25 protein-coding genes are annotated in these 25,118 nt (G+C 60.2%); 11 read left to right on the forward strand and 14 right to left on the reverse strand.

Translation table 11 applies throughout. The features are described 5' to 3' along the window. Nucleotides 1–136: 136 nt before the first annotated feature. Nucleotides 137–1,345, reverse strand: a complete 1,209-nt coding sequence (locus HG549_RS15415; protein WP_170030365.1) for an MFS transporter — start codon at nucleotides 1,343–1,345, stop codon at nucleotides 137–139. A 466-nt stretch (nucleotides 1,346–1,811) separates the two neighbouring features. Beyond that, a complete protein-coding gene (locus HG549_RS15420; protein WP_170030366.1) occupies nucleotides 1,812–2,432 on the reverse strand; it encodes a tyrosine-type recombinase/integrase in 621 nt (206 codons plus the stop codon). A gap of 325 nt (nucleotides 2,433–2,757) precedes the next feature. Between HG549_RS15420 and HG549_RS15425 the strand changes: the two genes are divergently transcribed. Then, on the forward strand, nucleotides 2,758–3,414 hold the full coding sequence (locus tag HG549_RS15425) for a hypothetical protein (protein ID WP_170030367.1): 657 nt from the start codon (nucleotides 2,758–2,760) through the stop codon (nucleotides 3,412–3,414). A gap of 1,054 nt (nucleotides 3,415–4,468) precedes the next feature. Here HG549_RS15425 and HG549_RS15430 read toward each other — a convergent pair. Both HG549_RS15430 and HG549_RS15435 read right to left on the reverse strand, forming a co-directional pair. Next, nucleotides 4,469–4,786, reverse strand: coding sequence for a hypothetical protein (locus HG549_RS15430; RefSeq protein ID WP_170030368.1), 318 nt, complete (start codon nucleotides 4,784–4,786; stop codon nucleotides 4,469–4,471). 223 nt (nucleotides 4,787–5,009) lie between these two features. Beyond that, complete coding sequence (locus HG549_RS15435; protein ID WP_170030369.1) at nucleotides 5,010–5,342, reverse strand: hypothetical protein; 333 nt, start codon at nucleotides 5,340–5,342, stop codon at nucleotides 5,010–5,012. Between the two features lie 284 nt (nucleotides 5,343–5,626). Between HG549_RS15435 and HG549_RS15440 the strand changes: the two genes are divergently transcribed. Beyond that, the gene (locus HG549_RS15440) at nucleotides 5,627–5,986 is read left to right on the forward strand and encodes a hypothetical protein (protein ID WP_170030370.1); all 360 of its coding nucleotides are present in this window, start codon (nucleotides 5,627–5,629) and stop codon (nucleotides 5,984–5,986) included. Between the two features lie 97 nt (nucleotides 5,987–6,083). Here HG549_RS15440 and HG549_RS15445 read toward each other — a convergent pair whose 3' ends face one another. Further along, nucleotides 6,084–6,938, reverse strand: a complete 855-nt coding sequence (locus tag HG549_RS15445; RefSeq protein WP_170030371.1) for a LysR family transcriptional regulator — start codon at nucleotides 6,936–6,938, stop codon at nucleotides 6,084–6,086. A gap of 74 nt (nucleotides 6,939–7,012) precedes the next feature. Between HG549_RS15445 and HG549_RS15450 the strand changes: the two genes are divergently transcribed. Together HG549_RS15450 and HG549_RS15455 are read left to right on the forward strand one after the other, a co-directional pair. Beyond that, entirely contained in the window at nucleotides 7,013–7,978 is a 966-nt protein-coding gene (locus tag HG549_RS15450; protein ID WP_170030372.1) for a DMT family transporter, read from the forward strand. 176 nt (nucleotides 7,979–8,154) lie between these two features. Then, entirely contained in the window at nucleotides 8,155–9,609 is a 1,455-nt protein-coding gene (locus HG549_RS15455; protein WP_170030373.1) for an MFS transporter, read from the forward strand. Between the two features lie 14 nt (nucleotides 9,610–9,623). Here HG549_RS15455 and HG549_RS15460 read toward each other — a convergent pair whose 3' ends face one another. The 5 genes from HG549_RS15460 to HG549_RS15480 all read right to left on the reverse strand — a co-directional run bounded on the left by HG549_RS15460 (nucleotide 9,624) and on the right by HG549_RS15480 (nucleotide 13,739). Further along, a complete protein-coding gene (locus HG549_RS15460) occupies nucleotides 9,624–10,475 on the reverse strand; it encodes a LysR family transcriptional regulator (protein WP_170030374.1) in 852 nt (283 codons plus the stop codon). A gap of 41 nt (nucleotides 10,476–10,516) precedes the next feature. Beyond that, a complete protein-coding gene (locus HG549_RS15465) occupies nucleotides 10,517–11,431 on the reverse strand; it encodes an AraC family transcriptional regulator (protein WP_170030375.1) in 915 nt (304 codons plus the stop codon). 132 nt (nucleotides 11,432–11,563) lie between these two features. Further along, nucleotides 11,564–11,965, reverse strand: coding sequence for a phage infection protein (locus tag HG549_RS26030; RefSeq protein WP_372241579.1), 402 nt, complete (start codon nucleotides 11,963–11,965; stop codon nucleotides 11,564–11,566). 366 nt (nucleotides 11,966–12,331) lie between these two features. Continuing rightward, on the reverse strand, nucleotides 12,332–13,255 hold the full coding sequence (locus HG549_RS15475; RefSeq protein WP_170030377.1) for an NADP-dependent oxidoreductase: 924 nt from the start codon (nucleotides 13,253–13,255) through the stop codon (nucleotides 12,332–12,334). 52 nt (nucleotides 13,256–13,307) lie between these two features. Beyond that, complete coding sequence (locus HG549_RS15480) at nucleotides 13,308–13,739, reverse strand: DoxX family protein (RefSeq protein WP_170030378.1); 432 nt, start codon at nucleotides 13,737–13,739, stop codon at nucleotides 13,308–13,310. A gap of 275 nt (nucleotides 13,740–14,014) precedes the next feature. Here HG549_RS15480 and HG549_RS15485 point away from each other — a divergent pair, with 275 nt between their 5' ends. The 3 genes from HG549_RS15485 to HG549_RS15495 all read left to right on the forward strand — a co-directional run bounded on the left by HG549_RS15485 (nucleotide 14,015) and on the right by HG549_RS15495 (nucleotide 16,030). Then, the gene (locus HG549_RS15485; protein WP_170030379.1) at nucleotides 14,015–14,752 is read left to right on the forward strand and encodes an SDR family oxidoreductase; all 738 of its coding nucleotides are present in this window, start codon (nucleotides 14,015–14,017) and stop codon (nucleotides 14,750–14,752) included. A gap of 27 nt (nucleotides 14,753–14,779) precedes the next feature. Then, the gene (locus HG549_RS15490) at nucleotides 14,780–15,034 is read left to right on the forward strand and encodes an Atu4866 domain-containing protein (protein WP_170030380.1); all 255 of its coding nucleotides are present in this window, start codon (nucleotides 14,780–14,782) and stop codon (nucleotides 15,032–15,034) included. 96 nt (nucleotides 15,035–15,130) lie between these two features. Next, on the forward strand, nucleotides 15,131–16,030 hold the full coding sequence (locus tag HG549_RS15495; RefSeq protein ID WP_170030381.1) for an AraC family transcriptional regulator: 900 nt from the start codon (nucleotides 15,131–15,133) through the stop codon (nucleotides 16,028–16,030). Nucleotides 16,031–16,066: 36 nt separating this feature from the next. Here the strand turns inward: HG549_RS15495 and HG549_RS15500 are convergent, their stop codons facing one another. Next, nucleotides 16,067–16,828 (reverse strand): SDR family NAD(P)-dependent oxidoreductase, encoded by a 762-nt coding sequence (locus tag HG549_RS15500; protein ID WP_170030382.1) that lies wholly within the window; start codon nucleotides 16,826–16,828, stop codon nucleotides 16,067–16,069. Nucleotides 16,829–16,977: 149 nt separating this feature from the next. Continuing rightward, on the reverse strand, nucleotides 16,978–17,883 hold the full coding sequence (locus HG549_RS15505; protein ID WP_170034200.1) for a LysR family transcriptional regulator: 906 nt from the start codon (nucleotides 17,881–17,883) through the stop codon (nucleotides 16,978–16,980). 237 nt (nucleotides 17,884–18,120) lie between these two features. Here HG549_RS15505 and HG549_RS15510 point away from each other — a divergent pair, with 237 nt between their 5' ends. The 4 genes from HG549_RS15510 (at nucleotide 18,121) to HG549_RS26035 (ending at nucleotide 24,401) form a co-directional block, all read left to right on the forward strand. Further along, on the forward strand, nucleotides 18,121–19,398 hold the full coding sequence (locus tag HG549_RS15510; RefSeq protein WP_170030383.1) for a bifunctional O-acetylhomoserine aminocarboxypropyltransferase/cysteine synthase: 1,278 nt from the start codon (nucleotides 18,121–18,123) through the stop codon (nucleotides 19,396–19,398). Nucleotides 19,399–19,462: 64 nt separating this feature from the next. Beyond that, entirely contained in the window at nucleotides 19,463–20,227 is a 765-nt protein-coding gene (locus tag HG549_RS15515) for a hypothetical protein (RefSeq protein ID WP_170030384.1), read from the forward strand. Nucleotides 20,228–20,371: 144 nt separating this feature from the next. Continuing rightward, nucleotides 20,372–23,596, forward strand: a complete 3,225-nt coding sequence (locus HG549_RS15520) for a T6SS effector BTH_I2691 family protein (RefSeq protein ID WP_170030385.1) — start codon at nucleotides 20,372–20,374, stop codon at nucleotides 23,594–23,596. 13 nt (nucleotides 23,597–23,609) lie between these two features. Beyond that, nucleotides 23,610–24,401, forward strand: coding sequence for a DUF6708 domain-containing protein (locus HG549_RS26035; protein WP_256665915.1), 792 nt, complete (start codon nucleotides 23,610–23,612; stop codon nucleotides 24,399–24,401). A 44-nt stretch (nucleotides 24,402–24,445) separates the two neighbouring features. On the opposite strand, the gene HG549_RS15530 is transcribed toward HG549_RS26035, so the two are convergent. Continuing rightward, complete coding sequence (locus HG549_RS15530) at nucleotides 24,446–24,610, reverse strand: hypothetical protein (RefSeq protein WP_170030386.1); 165 nt, start codon at nucleotides 24,608–24,610, stop codon at nucleotides 24,446–24,448. A 91-nt stretch (nucleotides 24,611–24,701) separates the two neighbouring features. Beyond that, nucleotides 24,702–25,001 (reverse strand): hypothetical protein, encoded by a 300-nt coding sequence (locus tag HG549_RS15535; protein WP_170030387.1) that lies wholly within the window; start codon nucleotides 24,999–25,001, stop codon nucleotides 24,702–24,704. Nucleotides 25,002–25,118 lie beyond the last annotated feature (117 nt).

Below are 25,118 nucleotides of genomic sequence, written 5' to 3' on the forward strand. Positions count from 1 at the left end.
AACGGCATGGGGTGGGCAAAACGTATTCATGCCTCGCGCGCATTGTCTTGGGCGCGAGGCGCACTGACAAGCCTGTCGCCTCGTCGCGCGCCGAGCGAACCTCAGTCCGCATGGCCCATCGCCAGCCTGAAGCCGATCAAAACGAATACGACGCCTGTTGGGCTCGGGCGCGCATGCGCTGGTAGCCCCAGAGCGCAACCAGCAACACTGCGGCCCCAGCGGCCAAGGCCACGTTGAATCCGGCCTTGGCGCCCCATGCATCAACCACCTGCCCAGATGCCGCTGCGCCGCCGGCCACGCCAACGTTGAGGCCGGCAAGCAACCAGGTCATGCCTTCGGTCAGCTTGCTTTCGGGCACGATGCGCTCTACCAGAGACATCGCCACGATCATGGTCGGGGCAAAGAACAGGCCTGCGATCAGCACGGCGCCGGCCAGTCCGACAATGTTCCCCGCCAGCAGCAGCGGCAAGGTCGTCGCCGCGGTCGCCAGCCCGCCCAGCAGGAGCAGCTTATGTAGCGGGGTATCGAGTTTCAGCGCACCGAATACCATCCCGGCGACGCAGGAACCGATGGCATAGCAGGACAGCACCACACTTGCCGCGGCCGGCATGCCCATCTGCTCGGCGAATGCCAAGCTGACGATGTCGACGGTACCCACGATCACGCCCATGGCGACCATCAGCAAGGTCAGCAGGCGCACGTCGGCCACTCGGAACACCGAATTGCTGCCTTGCCCGGTCAAGGCCTCGGCCTCTACCGGCGGCTCAGTGCCGACCTGCACCACCAAGGCGAGCACGCCGATGGCCAGGAGCACGGCGGCAGCCAGTGGCCCGGTCTGCGGCAGTACCGCCACGCTCAGCCCCACCGAAATCGGCGGACCGGCAATGAAGGTGACTTCGTCGAGAACGGTTTCCAGCGAATAGGCGGCCTGCAGTTGCGCGTTGCCGCGGTAGATCGCGGTCCAGCGTGCGCGCACCATCGCTGACATGCTGGGCATGAAGCCGGCAAGCGCGGCCCCGATGAATAGCGTCCACTCCGCCAGCCGCCAATAGCTGCAAGCCAGCAGCATGAGGATGCCCAGCACGCTGAGCCCGGCGGCGGCTGGCAATACCCGACGTTGGCCATGGCGGTCAACCAGGCGCGAGATCTGCGGCGACATCAGCCCATAGGTCAGCACAAAGGTGGCTGCCACGGCACCGGCCAAGCCGTAACTGCCGGTTATTTGCGACAGCATGGTGATGATCCCGATACCGGTCATGGGCAACGGTAGCCGGGCCAACAGGCCAGCCAGGGCAAAGCCCTTGGCCCCCCTGGCCTGGAACAACTCGCGGTAGGTACTGAACATGCTCGACTCTCCTTATCGAAAGGCCCTTGCGCAGTCATGCGCCAGGGCCAAATTACATACACTCCGTATGATTAAAACCTTATTATCATACGCACTGATTGTAAACCTACATGATCGGGCCTGATCCCCCTTGTGCAGCTCCCCTACTCCCTGACGCGACCAATCGTCAGAAGGGTCAGCATGGTTTCTTCATGCTGGCCCAGTGGCCCTCGACGGCTGGCCCCGGATGAACCGCGACGCAATCCGTGCCAAGGTCAAACGCAGCTGAAAACGCCTCTCTACATCCCGATCGGCCAGCTCGGCTTCAGAAAAATCCATGCCGTCGGGTGGGCGGTGAGAGCCCAGAGCGCTTTGTAAAGGGGCTCAATCTGCAAGTAGTGAGTGGTTCATAGTTTCGTAGGTACTTCCATGACTGCTCATGGCCGGTTAGCGACGGCCTGGCTGTGAGCCGTCGTTATGTGCCGAGTCAAACCTCTGTCTGCTCAGCCATCTCCAGGGTGTCATCCACCTCGATCCCGAGATATCGAACGGTGCTCTCAAGCTTGGTATGGCCGAGCAGCAGTTGAACCGCTCTCAGGTTCTTCGTCCTGCGATAAATCAATGATGCTTTCGTACGCCTCATTGTGTGAGTGCCGTACATGGCTGGATCAAGTCCAATGGCACGCACCCACGCTTTGACGATACGGGCGTATTGCCGCGTGGAGAGATGATCGGGGGTATGTAGGCGACTAGGGAAAAGGCAGTCTTCGGTGCGTAAGTGTGTTTGGCGGATCCAGGCTTCCAAAGCAGCCCGGGTTTGCTCCGTGATTTCAAACTGCACTGGCCGCTGCGTTTTCTGCTGCATCACGATGGCACGCGATGAAACGTGCTCACCATGAGCAACGTCGCGCACACGGAGCTTGGTTAAATCGCAGGCTCGCAGCTTGCTATCGATGGCTAAATTGAAGAGCGCCAGATCTCTGGCTCTCTCGGCAATTTGCGGCCTCACCCGGATCGCCCAGATGTCTCTCAGGCGAAGTGGGGCTTTCTGTCCTACTAATTTTCCTTTGTTCCAGGGCTGATGACTGTAGGTAGCAGTGGTGTTCATGGATTTGTCCTCCGCTTACGGGAAGACAAGGATGGTTAGCCAGGAAAGGGGGCGCTAACCGGCCAAAAGCGGCCATTTAGAAATGGTTAGCTAACGCTTCGCATTGCAACGCACATGGTTTTGATCGCAAAAAAAATGCGGGCTCTTCCACTCGAACGGGCTCGATGGCAATATGCCACACCAAGCGCGTCAATTTGGCACATCTAATTAATAGCCCGTAGATCGATGCCAAGACGCACTTCCCTGAGGCGTCACGCTTACATTCCGGACTGCCTCAATATTTGACCAAGTACTACCACTAAGATCTCGACAGTAAGGCGCTATCGTGAAAACTATTACAGACGAAATGTCAAAGAAGCAAATGTATGTTCTAGCATTGGTGCCTCACATCACGGTTTGGTTTACGCTCTTTTGCATCATCATGGTTGCAGTATGGTACCTCTCGAAAAGCGCTCTAATTGGTTTTGGATTAGCCATTGCAATCCCCGCACTTTTAATAAAGTGGGGGGTTGATAAAAAAATAGTTGTTATAAATAAATTACTGGTCGACGTCCACGCCAAGTCATTGGCGTCCCTACAAAACGTTGACTATTTTCACTATAATGTTAATGGCTCCATTTCTGTAGACTCTCGCACTGCCAAAATATGTTATATAAAGGTTTTGCCGACGATGGAGGTTCTGCCTCCCGTTATTATCAACGCCTCTGATGTTATCGAGTTTTATTTCTATGACCCTGGAATGACCACTACAAAGTATTACGGCAGGGATATGGCCGTGGCACAGGAAGTGCTCACCGATAATCTCAAAGCGATCGGTGCGCGTGCGGAAGCACGGGGAGTGCACATAAAAGTAAACGATCTTCAGCATCCAAAGATCGTCATGAATATGACTGCCAAAGAGGCTGAGCACTGGACGGTTATTCTTCGAAAACTTATTGATGGGTCACTTGATCCAGTCAACGTTCCAAAACTGATCCCCTAATGGGAGTTAAGATCGACTTGTTGTGAGCGCAAATCCAGGCGAAATGTTAACAACGGCTTGCGTTATTTGTCGCGAAACGTCTTTCAGCACTTTGAGAATGTAGCTCTTAGGGACTAGCGCTTGGGAGAGCAGAATTTTGACTGAAGCTCCTCCTATAGCTCTTTTGCTTAACTATCCGTACGGGTACGTTGACTGTCTGAACGGCCGCTTTGGGTCGGAAGCTGCTGGTCACGAGTGGCCGCTATCGACCCTTTGCGGTCGTGCACTGTTGGCAGCTACTAGCCATCGTCCATGAACGACTGGCCCTCGTTGCGCGAACCATAGTATGGCCAGGGCGAACAAGCTCAACACCGGCTAGATGTACGAATGCAATCGCACTGTCGACAGCGTTGGAAAAGCATTACTCATCACTTGTGGGGATAGCGTCCATATACAAGTTTGTTAGCCGCTTTAGAGGCCGGAACCACCGATAAACCAGGCCCCTCTGCTTTTGTGCCCTTCATACTCCGATTTTCTTTTAAGCTGCCTTCGACAACTAAATAAACTGATCATTGCCGGTATAAATAAAAAGCTGAACAACCATTGGCGCGCATCTGTTGATTCAGAGATGATCGCCACAAGTGTGTTAATTAAGGTTATGCCTATAATTAAAAGGTTATATCTAACAAGCAGGCGCTTGTTTGAAGAATAGCTTTCCCAATCATAGATCAGCCACTCGTGAGAGAAACTGTCGCAATTAGGGCACCTATGGGTTGGCGGAAGGTAGTCTGTGATATAACCACAATCAGGGCATCGAACTTTCATGGCGCTATCCTGACACTCTCTGATTAGGTGACATGCCATATCGCGTTTCTTGTCGCAGTAAGCGCGAGATCTATTCGGGGGTAACCCCCGACAGAGGTGACGGCAAGCTCGACTACCTTAAAGGTAGTAGAACACCATCTATTTGCCACTAGACTGCCTACCGACCGTTTGTGGCCGACTGCAGACATCTGCGAGCGTCCGCAGTGGGGCTGCTGGTAACGAATGACCGCTATCGACCCAAAGCTGACGTTCAGCAGGGTAAACGCTGTCCTATCGTGAATGGCATCTTCAAGGCGCTTGCGATCCCAGCTAGAGTTTTTATGCATTGTTCAGAAACGACGAGCGGTGGTTCTTTAATCATGTAAAGCAGGTGTTCGAACGCTATTCCAGCCTCGTTGTGGTCGAAATAGTCCAGAACGATTTCAGCGCCATTCTGCAAACCTGCCTGAGCAAATACATGGCCCTCTGGTACAGGACCGAGTTGTTCGTATGCAATCGACATCTGCGTCGAGATTTCCTTAAGTGCCTCAACGAAAGCGGCCCTCACGTCGTTGTTAAGTGGGCTCATGACAGTCATTCCTCAGATTGTGGTGACCTACGTGCCGTGGATCATTCGATCAGGTCAGACGTCCAGCCAGACCCAGGCGGGGTTCCATGCGTTATTGGCCGACCGTATAGCCATCCTTGTGTCTCTCTTCATCGCACTACTGGTAGTAGAACGTCTGCTCCTGTCTCGTCGCAGCCCTTCGTGTATTGTCTCTGCTCTCGATCAGGCGGCAGTCATCGACGCATCACTTAGGGACAAGATCCACCAGGAGCGGTTTTATCAAGGTTGACTCCATGGCCGTGAGTGCCTCATGGGCAGCTGCTCTTACTGTTTGCCATGCGCCATGCTCGAAGATGCCTCTGTCGTGGCAGGGCATCTCAAGCGTCTTCAAAGTGCAGCAGGCAGCCCAGAGACTCTCGAGAGGGGTTCGGATGTCATCCGGCAAGGCATCGCCGCAGGTACTGAGCAAATCGTGGATCGGCAGCACCTTCGATGACCAGGCTTCGCAGACTGGACAGTCAGGGATGATCTGTTGTTGTTGCTTCGCTTGCATCGCGAGAAATTCAACGGCAACCATGGCGTGATCCACAGCAGCAATGCGTTCGTGCTGCTCCTCTCCATACCAATGGCAAATCAGGCATGAGAATCCCGTCACTTTTTCAATTCCCTCGTAAGTGCATAGCCAGCAGGTGGTTGCCTACGCTGCTGGCCGTCAGTATACCCCGCCAAATGCCTGCTATGGGTCGAAAGCGGCCAGTCGCAAAGAAACGGCCAGCGATTTTACGGCTTCGCTATCCATTGCCGACTAATTGCTGCAGCCTACCTCCAGATGCTGAACATCCGCCCCAGGAGCTGTGGTAAATGGAAGAAATGGAAAAAATCGTCGCTCCAGGCGGCAGATTCGAAGTCAGGGTCGCCGCCTGGGAAGCGCGCAACAGCCAATGGGTGTATGTGCCCTCCCTCTTTGATACGCACACCCAGGCGGTCATTTTTGCATTCACCAACCCGCATTGGTCCATGGATCAGGCCACCTGGCGCAGTGATGCGACGGTTCATTTCGTGCTCCGGAAATTTCCGGGCGATCACCTCCCGGCGACACTGGAGCTCTTGGTGAATTGCGCCAATCAGACTGCGGCCGTGGGGGCAGGCACCGAACACAGGCTTGCCGAGATCGAGCAGGCACTGGAGGCCGCATTCGAGAAAAACCCCAGTGCGTCCTGAGGATCGATCGGTCATCCCATCGGCCTTGCTCGCGCGCCCCCTGTAAGGCGATTGAACACCCGTGGGAAAGCCAGGGGGTTGAACACGCGCCCCTTGCCTACAACCGAAACGATTGCCGCATCGCCCGCGCCAGCAAAGTCACGGCGGCATCCCCGCCCGATGCCGGGCTGCGCACGAACAGGATGTCGTGGTCGGGAATGGCCGGCAGCCCCTCGAGGATCTGCATACGCTCGGTGACCTTGGCCCGGTCGATCACACTGATGGCCAAGCCGGCCTCCACACAGGCTTTGACGGCCTGGTTGGAGTGGCTTTCAAGGATGATGCGCGAGCGGCGTCCCGAGGCCTTGAGTGATTCGACCATGGCCTCACGATAGGGGCATTGCAAGGCATGGGCAGCCAGCGGCAACGGGTCGTGAAGTACCGCTGCCGCGTTCATCGGCCCGACCCAGACCGGCGTGGTCGACAGCAGTCGCTCGGCATCGGGCCCGAGCGTATCTTCGACCTGGGCGATGACCGCTGCCTGCAATTTGCCGCGCCGGACCAGCTCCCTCAGGGCATGGCTCGGCCCGGTCCTGAGTTCGAGCACCACATTCGGCCAGGCAGCGCTGAACATCGGCAAGATATCGCGAATCACGTGGGCCGCGTATTCGTCAGGGACACCGAGCGTGATACGCCCGACCAGATCCGGCCCGTGCAGCTCTGCCAGCACCTGATCGTGGGTGCGTAACAGCTCGGCGGTCGAATTCAGTAGCCGCCGGCCCAGGGCCGTCAACGATATGGACTGGTTGTCGCGATTGAGCAACCTGCCGCCGGCGACGGTCTCCAGGCGTTGAATGTGAACGCTGACCGCCGCCGGGCTTTTATGCAGCTGCTCGGCCGCTGCGCTGAACTTGCCGATGCGCACCACGGCATGGAAGGTACGCAGGAGGTCGATATCGAGCGTGGTCGCCATGATTCAATATCCGTAAAGAACTGCTGCACATATTTTTGATTTATCAGATTAGCCCGATTTCGTAGTGTCGGGGTATGAACCAGCACCTGCCGACCCCGCCCCCCACGCCGACCCGTCGCCCCTGGCAGCGAGCCTTGCCGCTGCCCATGCTTGAAGCCGGGTTGCTGCTGACCTGGAGTTCCGGGTTCATCGGTGCACGGTTTTCCATCGATCATGCCCCCGCCCTGCTGGTGGTGTTCTGGCGCTGCCTCGTGGTGAGCCTGCTGTTGTTGCCGTTCGTCTGGCGCGCCCTGCGCCAAACGCCATTTGCCGTGTTGCTGAGCCACACCGGCATCGGCCTGTTGGCCATGGCGGGCTACCTGACCGGCGTGACGCAAGGCATTGCCTTGGGTGTACCCGCCGGCCTGGCCGCGTTATGTGCCGACCTGTTGCCGCTGGGCATGGCGCTGCTCGCAGCGCTGGTGCTGGGCGAGCGCCTGCCGCTGCAGGTGTGGGTCGGCCTGATCGTCGGGCTGCTGGGGGTGCTGTGGGTGACTCATGATGCGCTGATGCTGGGCACGGCACCGCTGTGGGCGTATGGCCTGCCAGTGGCCGGCATGTGCTCGCTGGCGGTCGCCACGTTGTGGCAAAAACGCAGCAAAGTGCAGGCCATGGGCTTGTTGCCCAACCTCTGGCTGCAGTGTTTCGTCTCCAGTTTCGCCTTCGCCGCCATCGAAGGCAGCCAACGCAGCCTGGCACCGGTTGCCAGCGCAGGCTTTGCATTGAGCGTGTCATGGACCGCAGTCCTGTCGACGCTGGGCGGCTATGGGTTGTACTGGGCCTGCCTGCGCAGGTCCTCGGCCACCCGTGTCGCAAGCGTGCTGTACCTCAGCCCGCCGATCACCCTGCTCTGGGCCTGGGCGATGTTCGATGAGCCGTTGTCCTGGCAGATGGCAGCGGGGATGGCGCTATCGGCGGTCGGCATCTGCCTGGTGGTACGCACCGAGGCCCGGCAAGCCAGCCGCGATGAGCGCAAGCCCAACCACCCTACCCCGCGCTGAGGTGTCGGTGAGACTGACAGCAATGAACGTTGCCCGTGCAGTTTCGTAAGGCGCGCGCCGGGATGTGATTCTCTAGAGTGTGGCCCATCGGCCAGGCATGAGCGGGCAATAGCCCAGCTCCAGGAAACCTAGTCTGCCCGCGTATCGAACCGGAGTTGCCACACAGGATGCCCGTCATGTCTCGGATCGAAAGTGAAGCCACCGAACCCCGGCGCTGGTCGATGTTCGCCATCTTGCTGGTCGGCGCGTTTCTACCGCCGCTGGATTTCTTCATCGTCAACGTTGCGCTGCCCTCGATACAGGCCGACCTGGGTACAGATGCCTCTGCCGAGCAGTTGGTGATCGCGTCCTACGCGACCCTCTATGCCGTGACGCTGATCACCGGCGGCCGACTCGGCGACCTGTACGGTCGCGGCCGGATGTTTTTCATCGGCCTGCTGGGCTTCGCCGCTGCTTCGCTGCTGTGCGGCGTGGCGGCCACGCCATGGGTACTGGTGCTCGGGCGCGCCTTGCAAGGCGTGAGCGCCGCCGTGATGGCGCCGCAGGCACTTGCCTCGGTGCAGGCGATTTTTCCGGCAGCGGAAAGACCATTGGCCCTGAGTCTGTACGGCGCCGTGTTTGGCCTGGCGTCAGTGATCGGCCAGGCGCTGGGTGACGTGCTGATCGCGCTCGACCTGTTCGGCATGGGCTGGCGCGCGATATTCCTGGTCAACCTGCCGATCGCATCGCTGGTGATTGCATTCGGTATCCCCCTGCTCAAGGACACCCGTGCGCTGCAGGCGAGCAAGCTGGACCTGGTGGGCACGGCGTTGTCGATGCTGGCCCTTGGCGCCCTGGTCGTGCCGCTGATCGAGGGCCGCGAAGCGGGATGGCCGTGGTGGGCGTGGCTGTCGCTCGCCGCTGCGCCTGTACTGGGGGCGTTGTTCTGGCGCTACGAGGCGCGCCTGCACCGCGCCGGCGGAACCCCTTTGCTGGCACCGGCCGCGCTGCAAGCCCCCGGGCTGGGCCGGGCGTTATCCATAGCGCTGTGCTTCTACGCCATTGGCGTGTTCTTCCTGCTGTTTTCCATCTACCTGCAAGGCGCACTGCAAATGACTGCACTGCATGCCGGCCTGGTCTTCCTGCCGTTCGGCGCCGGCTTCCTGATCGGACCGCTCTCGGTTCCCCTGCTCAGGCGCGTGCTCGGCGGTTACGTGAACCCGGTAGGCATGGCGCTGGAGGTCATCGGCTTGCTCTGGCTGGGTTGGCTGATGTCAGTGACTCCCCCTGGCCTTGCCCCGCCTTTCACGTCCCTGTCGGTCATCCTGTTCCTGATCGGGCTGGGACAGGGGCTGGCCCTGCCGACGTTGATGCGCCTGGTCACGGGCCGGGTCGCACCGGCGTATGCCGGGATGATCGCAGGCATCACCAGCGCGACCTTGCAGATCAGCACCTCGCTGAGCGTGGCCGTCATCGGCGGCGTGTTCTACACCGTGCTGGGGGACCAGGTAACGGCAGCTCGTATCAGCCACGCCTTCATGGTCGCCGTGCTATGCATGGCCGCCTGCCTGGCTGTAGGGGTTGCGCTGAGCCTGACGTTGGCGCGGCAGCCGGCACCGCTGGCGGAGGCAGCGGCGATGCGCCCGAGCTGAGCGCCGGCAACCTGCTACCCTGCGCCGATCATGCTGGAGGCAAGGTCGGCCAGGGCGCGCAGCCGGTCCAGCTGACGCATGTCGCGGTGATAGCCCATCCAGATGTCCCGCCCCGGCGGTGGCTGATGCTCGTCCAGCAGCCGCAGGCCGGGTACCGAGTCGCCGAGCACACGTGGCAACACGGCAACCCCAAGCCCTTGTGCGCACATCTGTGCCTGAACCGTCCGGCTGCTGCTGGTGAACACGGTGCGGGCCTGCGGGTAGCGCTGCTGTAGCCAGTGCACATCCGGGTAATGGGCCTGGGCAACGTTCATCAGGATCAGCCCCAGCCCCTCGCCGTCCGGGTGTGGTGCCGGGGCATGCACTGCGGTGTAGAGCCCGTACGGCAAGGTCGTGAGCTTGCGCTGGACGATGTCAGGCTCGGTGAAGGGCACGATCCGGAAAGCGATGTCGGCATCGCGACGGGCAAGGTCGAACAGACGATGCCCGGCAATGACTTCGGGCACGATCAATGGATACCGTCGTGCCAGTTCGGCCAGCACCGGCGACAGCACGTGGCAGGCGAACCAGTCGGCCGAGGAGATGCGCAACAGCCCCTCCGGCTGATCGCCATGCCCCGCCAGGCGACGTTCGATGGCCAGCGCATTGTGCTCCATGGCGAGTGCCAGGTCGAGAATCCGCTCGCCATTGTCGGTGAGCACCAGCCCCTGGGCGGTACGCAGAAAGAACGCTTGCCCACTGGCCTGTTCGAGCACCTGCAAACGCCGACCGACCGTCGGGTGACTGACCCCCAACGCCTTGGCGGCCCCTCCCAACGAGCCACTGCGGGCAATCGCCAGGAAGATCCGCATGTCACTCCAGTCCATGCTGCCCTCTCGTGCCAGAATGCGTGATGACAAGCCGCACCTCACCCGAGAGACCGAAACTTCGCGATATCGCGGCTTGGCGGCGCCCCGAACATCCGGCTGTACTCCCTGCTGAACTGTGACGGGCTTTCATAGCCCACCTTGAACCCGGCCGTGGATACATCAAGCCCCTCCGACATCATCAACCGGCGCGCATGCTGCAGGCGCAGTTGTTTCTGGTACTGCAAGGGGCTCATGGCGGTAACCGCCTTGAACCGATGATGTAGCGTGGAGTTGCTCAAATTGACGTAGCTGGCGAGCTCATCGATGCGCAACGGCTGCGCATAGTTAATGTTCAGCCATTCGATAGCCCGGGTGACGCGGTGGGTCTGGCTGTCGGCAATGGCTATCTCGTGCAAACGCTGACCCTGCTGGCCTTTGAGCAGCCGGTAGAAGATTTCCCTAAGGGCCAAAGGTGCCAATGCCGGGATGTCCGCTGGCGTATCCAGCAGACGCACCAGTCGCAACATGGCCTCCAGCAACGAGGCATCGATCCTGTCCAGGTACAGCCCGCGGTGGGGCGGTTGCCCTGGCACGCCGATCGGGCTGAGGTCTGCGATCAGCTGAGCGATTTCCGCCGGGTCGATATCCAGGCGGATACAGAAATAGGGCAGCTCCGCCGATGCCTCAGTCACTTGCCCGGCCAGAGGCAGCGTCACAGAGACGACCAGGTAGTTCAATGGATCGTAGGTATAGCTCTCATCCCACAGCTGGACCTGTTTGCGGCCCTGCACGATTACGCATAACCCAGGTTTATGAACCGTGTGGATGACATCGGTTGGCGAGTCGCTGCGGATGAAGTGCAGCGGATCGATCGCTGTCGGGTACACGCCATAGGTCGGTGCGAAACGCTGCATGGTCGATGCCAGCTCGGCCCTGAGGCGGGTCAGCTCTTCATCCCGTTCAATCACCACCATTACCTCCCGTCAGGCTGTGCCGATTGCAGAGGATAGGTGGGTTTGCAGTAGTTTGGGTAGAGGCTCCAGCGAACACATTCAAATGCAAAAGCCCGGCGTCGCCGGGCTTCGTGGGAGGTTAGCTCATGGGCATCAGACATAGCGGGAATGAACCGCATCATTTTCAGCCATTTGGCCAGCTTTGAGACGGTCCGAACCGTCCTCAGCCACCCGACGATCAATGAGGCGATCGGCACCTCCCTCCGCCACCCGACGATCATTGAGGCGATCGGCACCTCCCTCCGCCACCCGACGATCATTGAGGCGATCAGCACCTCCCTCCGCCACCCGACGATCATTGAGGCGATCGGCACCTCCCTCTGCCACCCGACGATCATTAAGGCGATCGGCACCTCCCTCTGCCACCCGACGATCAATGAGGCGATCGGCACCTCCCTCTGCCACCCGACGATCAATGAGGCGATCGGCACCTCCTTCTGCCACCCGACGATCATTGAGGCGGTCGGCACCATCCTCAGCCACCAGTGGCGCCATGGTGTGTTTGCAAGACTGCTTCCAAATGCCGATCTCCTTGGCGGGCAGCGCCATCGAACTTGCGCTCAGTACAGACAAGGCGATTCCAATCATCATGTGGTTGACTTGGTTCATGACAGCGTCTCCGTAATTGGCGATGGATTCGTTGCCGGTTTGTCAGTGCAAAGCGTGACGTTGATTCCTGAATACTGCAGGCGCGGTCGCTCTGATGGCCGGCGGCAGAAGCGGGTTCGCTTGCTGCATGGGCTCAGATTAAGGCCGCGGTGATACGGTCGTTATTTGTTTCCTGCGCGGAGTTTGCTCATTTCTGCGCCGCGCGCTCCTGCAGGCCACTTTGACTCGAGCACAGGGCATGGTTGGTGCGGGTCAACGATGCACATCCAAAACCAGTTTGCCGCGGGTATGTCCCCTCCGGCTCAGTGCCAGAGCTTGCGCCGCGTTGGAGAGCGGAACGACCTCAACTTCGATCTGAAGCTTCTCGTCAGCGAACAATTTCGCGATCTGCGCTAACTGGTGCCCATCCGAGCGGGTAGCGAAATGCTTGCCAGCGACGCCGTGTTCGGCAGCTATCTGGGGGTCGGGTGCGCTGACGGGTGACACAAGTACCCCGCCTCGTTTGATAACTGTCCAGGACCGGGCTTGGGTTTCTCCGCCAACCAGGTCGAGCACCACGTCGACATCTGTGGCCAGTTCTTCGAACTGTTGCGCGGTGTAGTCAATGAATTGCTGGGCGCCGAGTGACTCTAGATATTCTCGGTTTCTGGCCGAACCTGTTGCCAGTACGTACGCGCCGGCCAGGTGTGCCAGCTGGACGGCGAAGCTGCCGACTCCCCCCGCAGCACCATGAATCAGTATTTTCTGGCCGGGTTGAAGGTTGGCCTGTTCATGCAGTGCTTGCCATGCCGTGAGCGCTGCGGCAGGAACACCACCGGCATGGAGGCGCGGTATACTGGCGGGCTTATGTGCAAGCCTGTCGGCGGTTGTCAGAACCTGGGTCGCATAGCCGCCAACTATCCCTATGAAGCCGAACACCTCATCACCCACCCTGTATTCGCGAACGTTCTTTCCAACTGCTGCAACGGTGCCGGCAACCTCGACTCCGGGTGTAAAAGGCAATGGCAGCGGGATGAACTGCTGCATGGCCCCGGAGACGATCTTCCAGTCGATCGGATTGATTCCGCTGCCGGCTACGTTGATCAGAACCTGATCATCGCTGGGCAGCAGATCTGGAAATTCCCGAAGCGCCAGCCCTTCAACCTGGCCGTACTGTGCAACCTGGATAGCTTTCATAAGTAGTTCCGCCTGTAGGTAATGATGTGTCTGGTGTGGCGCCGCGCTTCGGTTACTGGCGACGCGCGTCGAAGCTGAAGCGGCCTGCGCCATAGGCGACGATCTGCAGCAAGCCACCGGCCATCGCGATGTTCTTGAAGAAGTGAATGAACTGATTCTGGTCGGCCAGGGCACCGTGGAAGATCGCTGCAGTAAGCACACTGAAAAGTGCCAACCCTGCAGCGACAGTGCGGGTGCGATAGCCGGCAATCAGCGCTACGCCACCCGCCAGTTCCACCAGCACGGCCAGAGCCAAAGCCAAAGTGGGAAACGGCAAACCGACAGCGTTGATGTAGCCGATCGTCATGGCCGGCGCACTTAGTTTGGATACGCCAGAAAGAATGAAAATCGCGCTGAGAAAAATGCGTCCTGCGAGTGCGGCAGCGCTGGCCGTTGCAAGCGAGGAGTGCGAGGCAGAACTGCTGGGAGTGGCGCTATCGGGCATGGCTTGTATTCCTTCAATGCAGCATTTCGAAATGAAACGCGGGTTGAAGGGAAGTGTGGGCCAGCGCGCCTTGGCTTAATAGCCGTTTAATTTCTGTGTTTATGTTCGAAAAAATAGAAAAGCTGCGTTCAAACTGATGCCATCGATCCCTCATGCAGAATCGTGCATACCATCCGCAGGATCTGCATAACCCGGCCCAGCCCAGGCTTCTTACTCTTGCTTCACCACCTGCCTGTCGGCGGGGGTTTCTTCAGCCAGGAACAGGAGTGAGAAAAATGCACGGCATTGAACAAAAAGTCATCGTGATCACCGGCGCCAGCAGTGGTATCGGCGAAGCAACCGCGCGCTTGCTCGCCAGCAAAGGCGCACGTGTAGTCCTGGGTGCCCGCCGCACCGATCGCCTGGAAGCACTGGCCAGGGAGATTCGTTCCGCAGGCGGCATTGCTGATGTCCTCGCGCTGGATGTCACCCGCCTGGATGACATGCAATCGTTCATCGACTTCGCCGTCGAACTGCATGGCCGCGTCGATGTGCTGATCAACAACGCCGGCGTCATGCCGCTTTCCAAGCTCGAAGCGCTCAAGGTCGATGAGTGGAACCGAATGATCGATGTCAACATTCGCGGCGTACTGCACGGCATTGCCGCAACGCTGCCGCTCATGCAACAACAGCGTGCCGGGCAGATCATCAACATTGCCTCGATCGGTGCCTACGCCGTGAGCCCTACCGCTGCGGTGTACTGCGCCACCAAATATGCCGTACGGGCTATTTCCGAAGGCTTGCGCCAGGAGGTGGGCGGTGACATCCGGGTCACCGTCATTGCCCCGGGCGTCACCGAGTCCGAACTGGCCGACAGCATTTCCGATGAGGGCGGGCGTGCCGAGATGCGCGAGTTCCGCAAGATCGCGATTCCAGCCTCGGCCATTGCCCGGGCGATCGCCTACGCCGTAGAACAGCCTGCGGATGTCGATGTCAGCGAACTGATCGTGCGCCCAACCGCAAGTCCATTCTGAATGCCCTGCCGACAGCGAGGAAAAGCCATGGCTAAACCATTTGGAGATCAGGACAAATACGTTGGCATGTGGGTGACGGCTGATGGCCATATTCGCCATGAACTATTGCCAGGCGGCCGCTACGACGAAGCCCGCGGAAGGCAACAAAGCGCCTATCAAGGTCGTTATTGGCTGGAGGGTGACCACATCGAGTATGTGGATGACACCGGGTTCACTGCTGACGGGGAGTTTCGCAGCAACGTGTTGTATCACGCGGGGATGATCCTTTATCCCGAGCGTTGAAGCGCAGGCCGGAATGGAGACATTCCGGCTTTTTTTATCGGCGTCGCTAAACTGGCGTTTTCCAGGCGACTATCAGCAAGAGAGGCGACGCTACCCATGAACCTCATCGAGCGGACTTCTGCCCATGGTCTGGAGGCCTATATCCGTGGGCAGCGGCTTGCCGCCTCGGATGTCCTGGCCGATCGCGACATGCTGGTGCAGATCTTCAACCGTGAGCGCGAACAACGTAGCTTCATCGTCCCCGCAGTTGCCGAGCCCCTGCTGGTATGGATCATCTCTGGAGACGCTACCGTGGAGGAACGCGAGCTTGGCGGCGAGTGGCAAAGCAGCCGGGTGGCCAGGGGTGATTTCTTCCTGACGACCTCGGCACAACCTTACGAAATGCGCTGGAAAGTGGACGGCACAGCACCCTTCGAAGTGATGCACATCTACCTCGGCATTCCGCTGCTGGAGAAAGCCATTCACGAGGTGTTGGGCGGCGTTGTGCAAGCGCTTCGCCTGCGTGAAGTCTCGGGCGGGCGCGATGAAGGTTTGTCCGTTCTGCTGCAACAAGTGCAGCGGGAACTGACCGGGCAACGGCCCAGCCCGCTTTATCTTCAGGGGCTGGCCCAGTGCCTTGCCATTCACCTTGCGCGCAACTACCTGGACAGTTCAGCGGACGATATCGTGTGCCGCAACGCCCTACCCGCTTACAAGCTACGCCGCGTACTATCGGCGATGGAAGCCAACCTGGCCGGGGAATTCCAGCTCGGGCAGCTGGCCGAGATAGCCGGGATGAGCGAGTACCACTTCAGCCGGCTGTTCAAGAAGGCTGCGGGCTACTCGCCCTCCCAGTTCTTTATCCGGCTGAGGATGGCAAGGGCGCGGCAACTGCTTGTGGAAACGGACCGGAGCGTCATTGATATAGGGCTTGAGGTTGGCTACAGCAGCCCCAGCCATTTTTCCCAGGTGTTCAAACGAGAGGTTGGCGTTACGCCCACTCAATACCGCAAGTAGTGAGTGGGCAACGCCATCCACAGGTTCCGGCGAGCATCACCCCACCGCGACGCTCATGCCGCCGTCGGCCATGACCACCGAACCGACAATGAAGCTGGCGCGCTCCGATGCCAGGAAGGCGACGATTTCGGCGATTTCCTGCGGTGCTGCCGCTCGGCCGATAGGCGCAGACTTGCCGTGCTCCTGCAAGAAGCCGCGACCATCCTCCATGAAATGGTTCAAGAGGTTGGTCACCACGTCGCCGACGCCAATGGCGTTGACCCGGATGCCATGTTCGATCGCCTCCAGCGCCTGGGTGCGGGTCAATTGCGCCAGTGCGCCCTTGGACGCGGTGTAGGCCGCGATACCGGGGAAGGCGAAATAGGAGGCGTAGGAGGCAATATTCACGATCGCCCCGCTCTTGTTCTTGATCATTTCCTTCATCGCTTCCCGGGAATGCAGGAACGCCCCCGTCACGTTGGTTTGCATCTGCCATTCCCAGTCTTCGCGGGTCATCTCGATCAGCGGTTTGTACAGAATGCGACCGGCGTTGTTGACCAGCACGTCCAGCTTGCCAAAGTGCTCGATCGCAAGCGCCACTGCCTGCTCGGCAGCACCGTCGACAGTGATGTCAGCGACAAACGGAACAAGGCCAGCACGCTCGAGTGCGTTGACTGCGGGGTCGATGTCCTCGGCGATCACCTTCGCACCGCGAGCGTGAAGGAGTTCGGCGGTGGCCTTGCCGATGCCGCTGGCCGCGCCGGTGACCAGCACGACTTTGCCTGCCACTTCGTTTGGGGTTGGGGTGAAGTCGGTCATTTTCTCGTCTCCAAGTCAGGAATGGGTTGTCGCTTTCGACGGTGCCAATTTCTTCCTTTTCGACGTAGGCCGCCCTGGCGACCTTGCTCTGGCTGTCGGAGTTTTGCTTGTTTCGACCTGGGAGGACTGGTTCCACTCAGGTGGACACCTCAGAGTTCGCCAGCTTGCTGGCTGAAGCGCTCGATGAGCCACCGCCCCGCCGGCCCAGGCGGTGAGTCAGTGCGGTAAATAGCATCAAATGCGTAAGCGCCGCCTTTGCAATCAGGCAGATCGAGTTCGACCAGGTGCCCTGCATCGAGGTCCGCTTGCACCATGGCGACCGGCATATTGCCCCAGCCGATGCCTTCCTTGAGCAACATGTGCTTCGCGCCCAGGTCCGCGAGCCGCCACGTGTGCGGGCTCACCACGGCAAAATCTCGGTCGCCGGTCAGCGCTGATCGGTCTGATAGCACCAGCTGAACGAAATTTCGCGCCGCACCCGGTTCATTGCCGCCGCCGCTGGCGAGTGGGTGCGCGGGGGCAGCGACGGGTACCAACTGCACGCTACCCACGCCGACACGCTCAAGGCCATCACGCCCGATGTCCAGCGGGCCGCTGATCCCGATCACAGCTTGCTTTTCGATAACCCGCTGAGTGACCGCACCCAGTGCTTCCATGTGAAGGTGCAAGGTCACCGTTGGAAATACCTGGCTGAAGGTCTTGAGCGCATCTACCACCCGCTCTGCAGGTAACATCACGTCTAGCGCAAGGTGAACTTCTGCTTCAAGCCCATGCAATAGCCCGGACACCTTCGAGCGCAGCCCGTTAACGCCGTTGATGATCGTTCGTGCTTCGGCAAGCACGGTTCGTCCAGCCTCAGTCAGCTGTGGCTTGCGTGTGGTGTTGCGGTCAAAAAGCGATACGCCAAGCTGCATCTCCAGGTTTGAAATGGCATAGCTCACTACCGAAGTAGCGCGGTGCAGTGTTCTTGCCGCACCGGCGAAGCTTCCCACCTCTACAACCGTCAGGAACACTTTCAACTGGTCCAGGGTCGGGGTGCCAGGGTCCGAAATCATTTTCACCCGCTCGAGCATGTTGGATTGCAGCATCCTATTTGGGGCTCAACCCTATGTCGATAACGTGGTGATCGCCAGTTATCAGCAACTCGCTGGCACCGGGGGGTGATCTGCCGTCCACGGGCTCTATCAGCCACTATCGGGCCCAGCGTCATGACATCTAGCCACTCACCCTTGACCCACGCCCTCCGCGCGCCACATGCTCGGCCACTCCACCCACGCTCAAGGAACGATTGCATGAAGCTGGAAACCCTCGCCATCCACGCAGGCTTCAGCCACGACCCGGCCACCCGGGCCGTGGCCGTGCCGATCTACCAGACCACCTCGTTCGCCTTCGACGACACCCAGCACGGCGCCGACCTGTTCGACCTGAAGGTCGCCGGCAACATCTACTCACGCATCATGAACCCTACCAACGACGTGCTCGAACAGCGCATGGCGGCGCTCGAGGGCGGGGTCGGTGCGCTGGCGGTGGCTTCGGGCATGGCGGCCATCACCTATGCCATCCAGACCGTCGCCGAAGCGGGCGACAACATCGTCTCGGTGGCCAAGCTGTACGGCGGCACCTACAACCTGCTGGCGCACACCCTGCCGCGCATGGGCATCCACACCCGCTTCGCCGCGCATGACGACATCGCCGCCCTGGAAGCGCTGATCGATGAGCGCACCAAGGCGGTGTTCTGCGAGTCCATCGGCAACCCCGCCGGCAACATCGTCGACATCGCCGCGCTGGCCGAAGCCGCCCACCGCCATGGGGTGCCGCTGATCGTCGACAACACCGTGGCCACCCCGGTACTGTGCCGGCCGTTCGAGCATGGGGCGGACATTGTCGTGCACTCGCTGACCAAGTACATCGGCGGCCACGGCACCAGCATCGGCGGTATCGTCATCGACTCGGGCAAGTTCCCCTGGGCCGAACACAAGGCGCGTTTCGCCCTGCTCAACACCCCCGACCCGTCCTACCACGGCGTCACCTACACCGAAGCCTTCGGCCCGGCCGCGTTCATTGGCCGCTGCCGCGTGGTGCCGCTGCGCAACACCGGCGCCGCACTGTCGCCGTTCAACGCCTTCCTGATCCTGCAAGGCCTGGAAACCCTGGCCCTGCGCATGGAACGCCACACCGAGAACGCGCTCAAGGTCGCCCGCTACCTGCAGGCCCACGAGCAGGTCGCCTGGGTGAAGTACGCCGGCCTGCCCGACCACCCCGAGCATGCCCTGGCGCAGCGCTACACCGGCGGCAAGCCGGCATCGATCCTGTCGTTCGGCATCAAGGGCGGCCAGGCGGCCGGGGCGCGCTTCATCGATGCGCTGCAACTGGTGGTGCGCCTGGTGAACATCGGCGATGCCAAGTCACTGGCCTGCCACCCCGCCTCCACCACCCACCGCCAGCTCAACGACGAAGAGCTGGAAAAGGCCGGCGTGCCCCGCGACATGGTGCGCCTGTCGATCGGCATCGAGCACAGCGACGACATCATCGCCGACCTGGCCCAGGCCCTCGAGGCCAGCCGCGGCTGACCCTTCCGCGCCCCACCCAATGCCGACGGCGGGCGCACCTTGTGCAACAGCGGATTCCCTTGCAATGACCCTGTTCTACCTGAAACTCATGGTGACCCCGCTGCTGATGTGGGCCATTTCCCTCGCCTCGCGGCGCTGGGGTGGCCTGCTGGGCGGGTTGCTATCCGGCCTGCCGGTGACCTCGGCGCTGGTGATGACCTTCCTGTGCCTGGAACAAGGCACGGCCTTTGCCCTGGGCGCGGTGCCCGGCGCGCTGGGCGGCCTGGCCGCGGTGCAGGCCACCTACACGTTCTACCTGTTCGCCACGCGCCGGCTCGGCATTGCCCCGGCCGTGTTGCTGGCAATCCTGTTCTACGGCCTGGCTGCCTACGCGTTTACCCACTGGGGCAGCCTGTACTTGTCCATTGGCGTGGCGCTGTTGCTGATCGGCGTATTGATACGCGCCAGCGGCCGCGAGCCAAAACCGGATACCCTGGCCCGCTCCCGGCATCGCTATTGGGAGATCCCCCTGCGCATGGTGTCGGCAACCGCGCTGCTGATGCTCACCACCCGCCTGGCCGGCTGGCTGGGGCCGGCGACCAGCGGGATGCTGGCGCCGATCCCGGTCATTGCCTGGCCGCTGGTGGTGTTTGCCCATGTGCAGCATGGCCGCGCCGGGATGGCGGCGATGGTGCGCGGCAATGCGATTGGTGCGGTGGGCGTGATTGCGTTTTATCTGGTGGTCGCGGGGCTGTTGGAGGCCTGGGGTGTAGCCATTGCCATCAGCCTGGCCATGGTTTGTGCCGTGGGGCTGACCATCGGGTTGGCGGCTGCGTTGCGACAGCGCTGAGCCATCCGACGCGCCTGCCCGAGCGGCATCCATCACTTAGAGAAGTTTCCTACAACCTTTTAGGAAGACCAAAGCCGCGCTGGAAAGCGATTCCCCGTTAGTGTCTAGAGGCCGACAAGGCCCAGGCCAACACGAGGAACGCTCATGAGCATCAGTCAACGCATCGCCATTGCGGCGGCCGAAGCCGGCCTGCCGCACGATCAGTGCATGTCCTGTGAGCGGCAGGGCCTGCCGATCCTGCCGCTGCGCCGCGCGCTGGTGCCAGACCCCCGCCCCGAGTGTGTCGTTACCGTGGCGGATAACCTGCATATCTCGACCAAGATCGGCTTGCGCACCTTGCGCATGGGCTACTTGTACGTGCTGCTCGACCAGCAGGTCTGGCAGGCCTACGCCGTCAGCGCACAGGGCCACCTGCGCCGCTTCAACCCGTACGAGCCACCGGATGGCCCGCCAGCACCCCTGCCAGAAAAGTGCGTGCATGAAGACCACGACATACCCTCGGCCTTTCTCAACATCGATACCGATCGATACAGCAGCGCCTGGTTGGCCTTTTCCAGCGACGCCTGGCCGGTCAGTGTGCTGAACGCCTACAAGCGGGGCCAGGCACCGGCGCAACGCTTCGAAGGGCTGGACCTGAGCCAGGCGCTTAACCATCCCGAACTGCTGGGCATCGCCATGACGCCTGACAACTTGCAGGTCGACAAGCAGGTATTCGAGTACGCACAGCAGGCGTGTTCACCCTTCGACAGCGCGCACGGTTTCCATAGCCGCTGGCTGCGCCGGTTCGCCCTGCGTGGCTACCTGATCAATGCGATGAACCGCCACCAGCTGGAAAACGGCGCGCTGGCGGTGGTGCTCGACGACACCGTCGGGCTGATCCAGGAGTACAACCACCAACGCCTGAACTGGGTACTGAAGCGTCAGGCCTGGCGCGAAGAGCCGATGCGGGCCTATCAGCTGCAGACCTCGCAGATCCTGCAGATCATTCGTGCCACCAACAGGGAACGGGCCGCGCAGGAAGTACCGTCGCTGGAGCCGATGACCGGTGATGGCCCGCCGGTGTTCACCGACCCGGCAGTCACGCGACAACAGTTGGTCGAGCGGAAGCAGCAGGAGAGTGACGAGCGGCTTGAACAGCGCTACCACGAACCGCAGCGCGCGGCGTTCCAGGCGGCTTACGACCAGCAGGAAGGCGAGTTTCAGCGTTACATCGACCAGGACGCGCAGGCGTACGTTGCCTTGTTCGATACGCCCATGTTCCAGGTGGTCGAGGCGTACGACTACGACGGAAACGATCGTGAGTCCGGGGTGGCCTACACCAAGACCATGGCCCTGTGCCTGGGTGGCGGCGTTACCGAAGCCATGCTACCGGCCACCGAGCCGCGTATTCCCGCCGCCGGAACCAGCGAGGCCCTCTGGCTGAAATGGCTGCAGGACCCTGACAGCCCACCCTACCGCGCCTTGTTGATGCGCGACCGGGCATTGCTGGCCGGGCTGCTGCCGAGCTTTGCCGCGGATGAAGGCATCAGCTGGAATGACAGCGACAAACTCTACGCGATGTTGAGCAAGATCATTGCCAGCGACGACGCCGGCTTGCGCCTGCGCACGACCCTCAAGCAGGCCATCGCCGAAACGCAAAGCGCGCTCAATGCGGCCAGTCAGCGGCTGGCGCCCTGCCTGTCGCCTGGCATCCAGAAAGCCGTGCGGCATCTGAACAGCGCCACGCAGTATCTCTACAACGGCGTACAGCTGATCGAGCTGGAGGTGAAGATGAAGCTGGGCGAATACTACGCCCTGCAGAGCCAGCACCTACGGGAATTGCAGCACAAGGCCAATGCCTCCATCGCCGCGGCGCGGGACCGGATGCAGCGCAACATCGACGATTTCGAGTTTGGCTCGATGAAGTCGATGCGCAAGGTGCGACCGATCATCCAGCACGGGCTGATGAGCCTGGCCGTGCTCGACCCGCGCTTCACCCACACGATGATTAGCGTGACGGTGTGGGTCGAGGGCACGGCCGAGGAGGTGCATGGGCGGTTGTTCAAGGAAGCCAGCATGGGCGTGAACCAGGCGAGCAGCGCGGCGCAGCTTGCCCTGGTGGATATCTCGGTGGCGGCGGGGACGTTGGAAAGCGATGCGCGCAGGTTGTTGCACGGGATGAAGATCACCTCGCAGCAGGCGGCGCGATTGGTAAGGACTGGGTTTTCCGGGTTGCGCGGGGTGGCTGGCAGCTGGGAACTCCTGCTGGCGATAGGTGGGTTGTATCTGCAGCAGGACAGCCTGGGTAGGAATCAGGAAAAGGCGGAAGAGGAAGTTGGGCCGAAGGCGCATGAGGCCAAGTTGGCGTTGCAAGGATCTCAGTTGGGCGTGTTGGGTGGGCAGATTGAGCTGGTGGGACTCATTCTGAGGGCAAGTGCTTACAGCGGTATGCCATGGGCTAACGATGCTACTGCGACAGGCAAGACCTTGATGAGGATCGGCGCTGTGGTAGGCGCTGTCGTCGGCTTCGTTGAAGCAGCACAAACAATTTCTGCTGCTAAACGCTCAGCGGCTGCGGGAGATGGTCCAGCAGCGACGCAATATTGGTTGGCTGTGGGCTTTTACGGTGCCAGTGCCATTGCCTTCGCTGGAGCAGTAGTGACGTCCACTGTATTGGGACCCATAGGCCTCGCTGTGATGCTGGCGCTGAATGCATACGCGCTAAGCAAAAGCGCTGAAGAAAATGAGTCATCCGCTCTGGAGCGGTGGGCTCGACGATGCTGTTTTGGAAAGGCCGATGAGACGCCAGTCATCCACTGGAATAGTCCGGAATATGCAGACATTGCATTTGCAGAGCTCAACGCCGCCACGCTGGGTGTACAGGCAGAATTCCACTTTGAGTCGAAGTTGAGCGACCCTGCGGTTCCGCGTATAGGAGGGCTGATCGGTCTTGAACGGGAACAGAAACTCAAATTCAAAATCGCGCTACCTCACTATAGAGATGGAGTATCGGCGTATCGGTGGTGCCTAATAGTTCATCGCCGAGGTGATGGCGAGTTCCCAGACTATACGGGCGGGGAGACGCTGATTGTGGATGAGTTTTATGCACCTCGGTCAACGAGCGTTTCCAAATCGGTCAACTTCCCTAGTTTTTTTCCGCCGAAACTGCCTGACTATAAGAGCGATTTTAACATTAACAAGGAATACGCTTCTCTTTCAGAACACAATGACCTGCTCCAACTGACCATCTCTGGGCTTATAGAACTCCTGCCAACGATTGGAGCACACTCCATTGCCGCAGCAACATTGCTGGTAATGTATTGGCCAGACCGAAAAATTGAAAGTGCGTATATTGAGGTATGTCAATGGAGGGAAAATGAGGACGCGTGATTCAAGGGCAATAATGAAACGAGCGCTAGGCTGGAGCTACGATCTACCGAGCATTAACGAAGCCCCCGTATCCGACCTTATTCTGGACAGCGTCAACCCGCCTCCCAATCGTGTCAATGGCGTGTACATGGAGCTACCTCGTTCCACTGTACTTCTACGCGGCGTATTGGCTTTGCTTGGTGTTCCGACGCTGTTGTTCTTGTTTGGTATAGCGGCACGAGTGTACTGGAGCCTCATTGATTACGGCCATACCTTCGATTGGATGATGGTGATAATTTCAATATTCGGCCCTCTGATTTGCATATGGGTCGTCAGCGCATTTGTCAGGCTAGATTTAACACTTCCACGGGACGAGCCAATACGTTTTAATCGCTTACGCCGAAAAATCTATGTGTATAAATTCAGGTACCACTACCTGTACCTGCTCAGCCGTAGACACTGGGGTGTTAAACCGGTCGCCTACAACTGGGACGACATAACCGCCGAAGTTTACAGAGTCTACGCCCCCGGTCACGGTGGGCTTATTGAAAACGTCATGCTTTCGGTCCGTAACCCGGAAACCGACGAAGTCATCGACCGCGTGCTCTTCACCGAAGACCTTCACCGAGGCGAAGCCTACTGGGCCATTGCGCGATTGTTCATGCAGCAAGGGCCCGAAGCCCTGCCGGCATTCGTCCACCCATCCCGTGACTGGAACGACGACAATGGCCTGAGCCACATGCATTGCCTGGCACCAAAGGTTCATTGGCCGGAAGACATTGACCGTGAATCCCGCACTGCCCCTTCTGAGGTAGAAGATCAATGATCTTGCCGCGGTTGGGCAGCCTTACTGTTCGCCTGCCCAACCAATCATTCCCTGCGCTGGTCCGTCCCTACGGCAGGCTGCTCCACGCTCTGCCTGCCATCATCCGCCTGGCCATCGCCGCCCTCCTCTTCGTTCATGAGCGGGTCGTCATCAGGGTCGGGGACGGTCGGCCGATCGGGGTCAACTGCCGGGTCGGGTGAAGTGGGCAAGCCAGGGTTCGTACCGCCTTGTGCACTCGGATCGGGGTTCATCGCTGCATACCTCTCAAGAAAACTGTGTGAACCATTTTCGGGCCACCCATCAACGCGATTGCGGATGCTCGGCAGACACCGAATTGTTGGCCTCCACGTCGTGCATCTCTTCCTCGATAGGGCCCTCGTCATCCGCAGGTAGCGGGACTTCCCCGTCACCGCTGCCGGCTTGCTCGTCCTGGGTCCTTGCGCTGCCATTGTCCCGATCCAGCTGCCCGTCCTGGTCCGAGCCGGGGTTGCCAGGTGGCGGGTCCCAATCGACGGGGCGATTTTTGGACCAGGCCTCGCCGACGCCGGTGTCGGGCGCGGTGGGTGCAGATGCCTCGGGGCCGTTCTGGTCGATTGCCATGAGCGTTCTCCTGGTTTGGCGCAACGAAGGCGCACTTACAGCTGTGAGGGAACGCTGCCTGCTGGAGTGCCTGGGGTTCGACCGGCGGCGCGAAAAGCCGGGGCACTGGGTGTGCGG

The sequence above is a fragment of the Pseudomonas sp. SK genome, from assembly GCF_012975065.1.
GTDB classification, from domain to species: domain Bacteria; phylum Pseudomonadota; class Gammaproteobacteria; order Pseudomonadales; family Pseudomonadaceae; genus Aquipseudomonas; species Aquipseudomonas anuradhapurensis.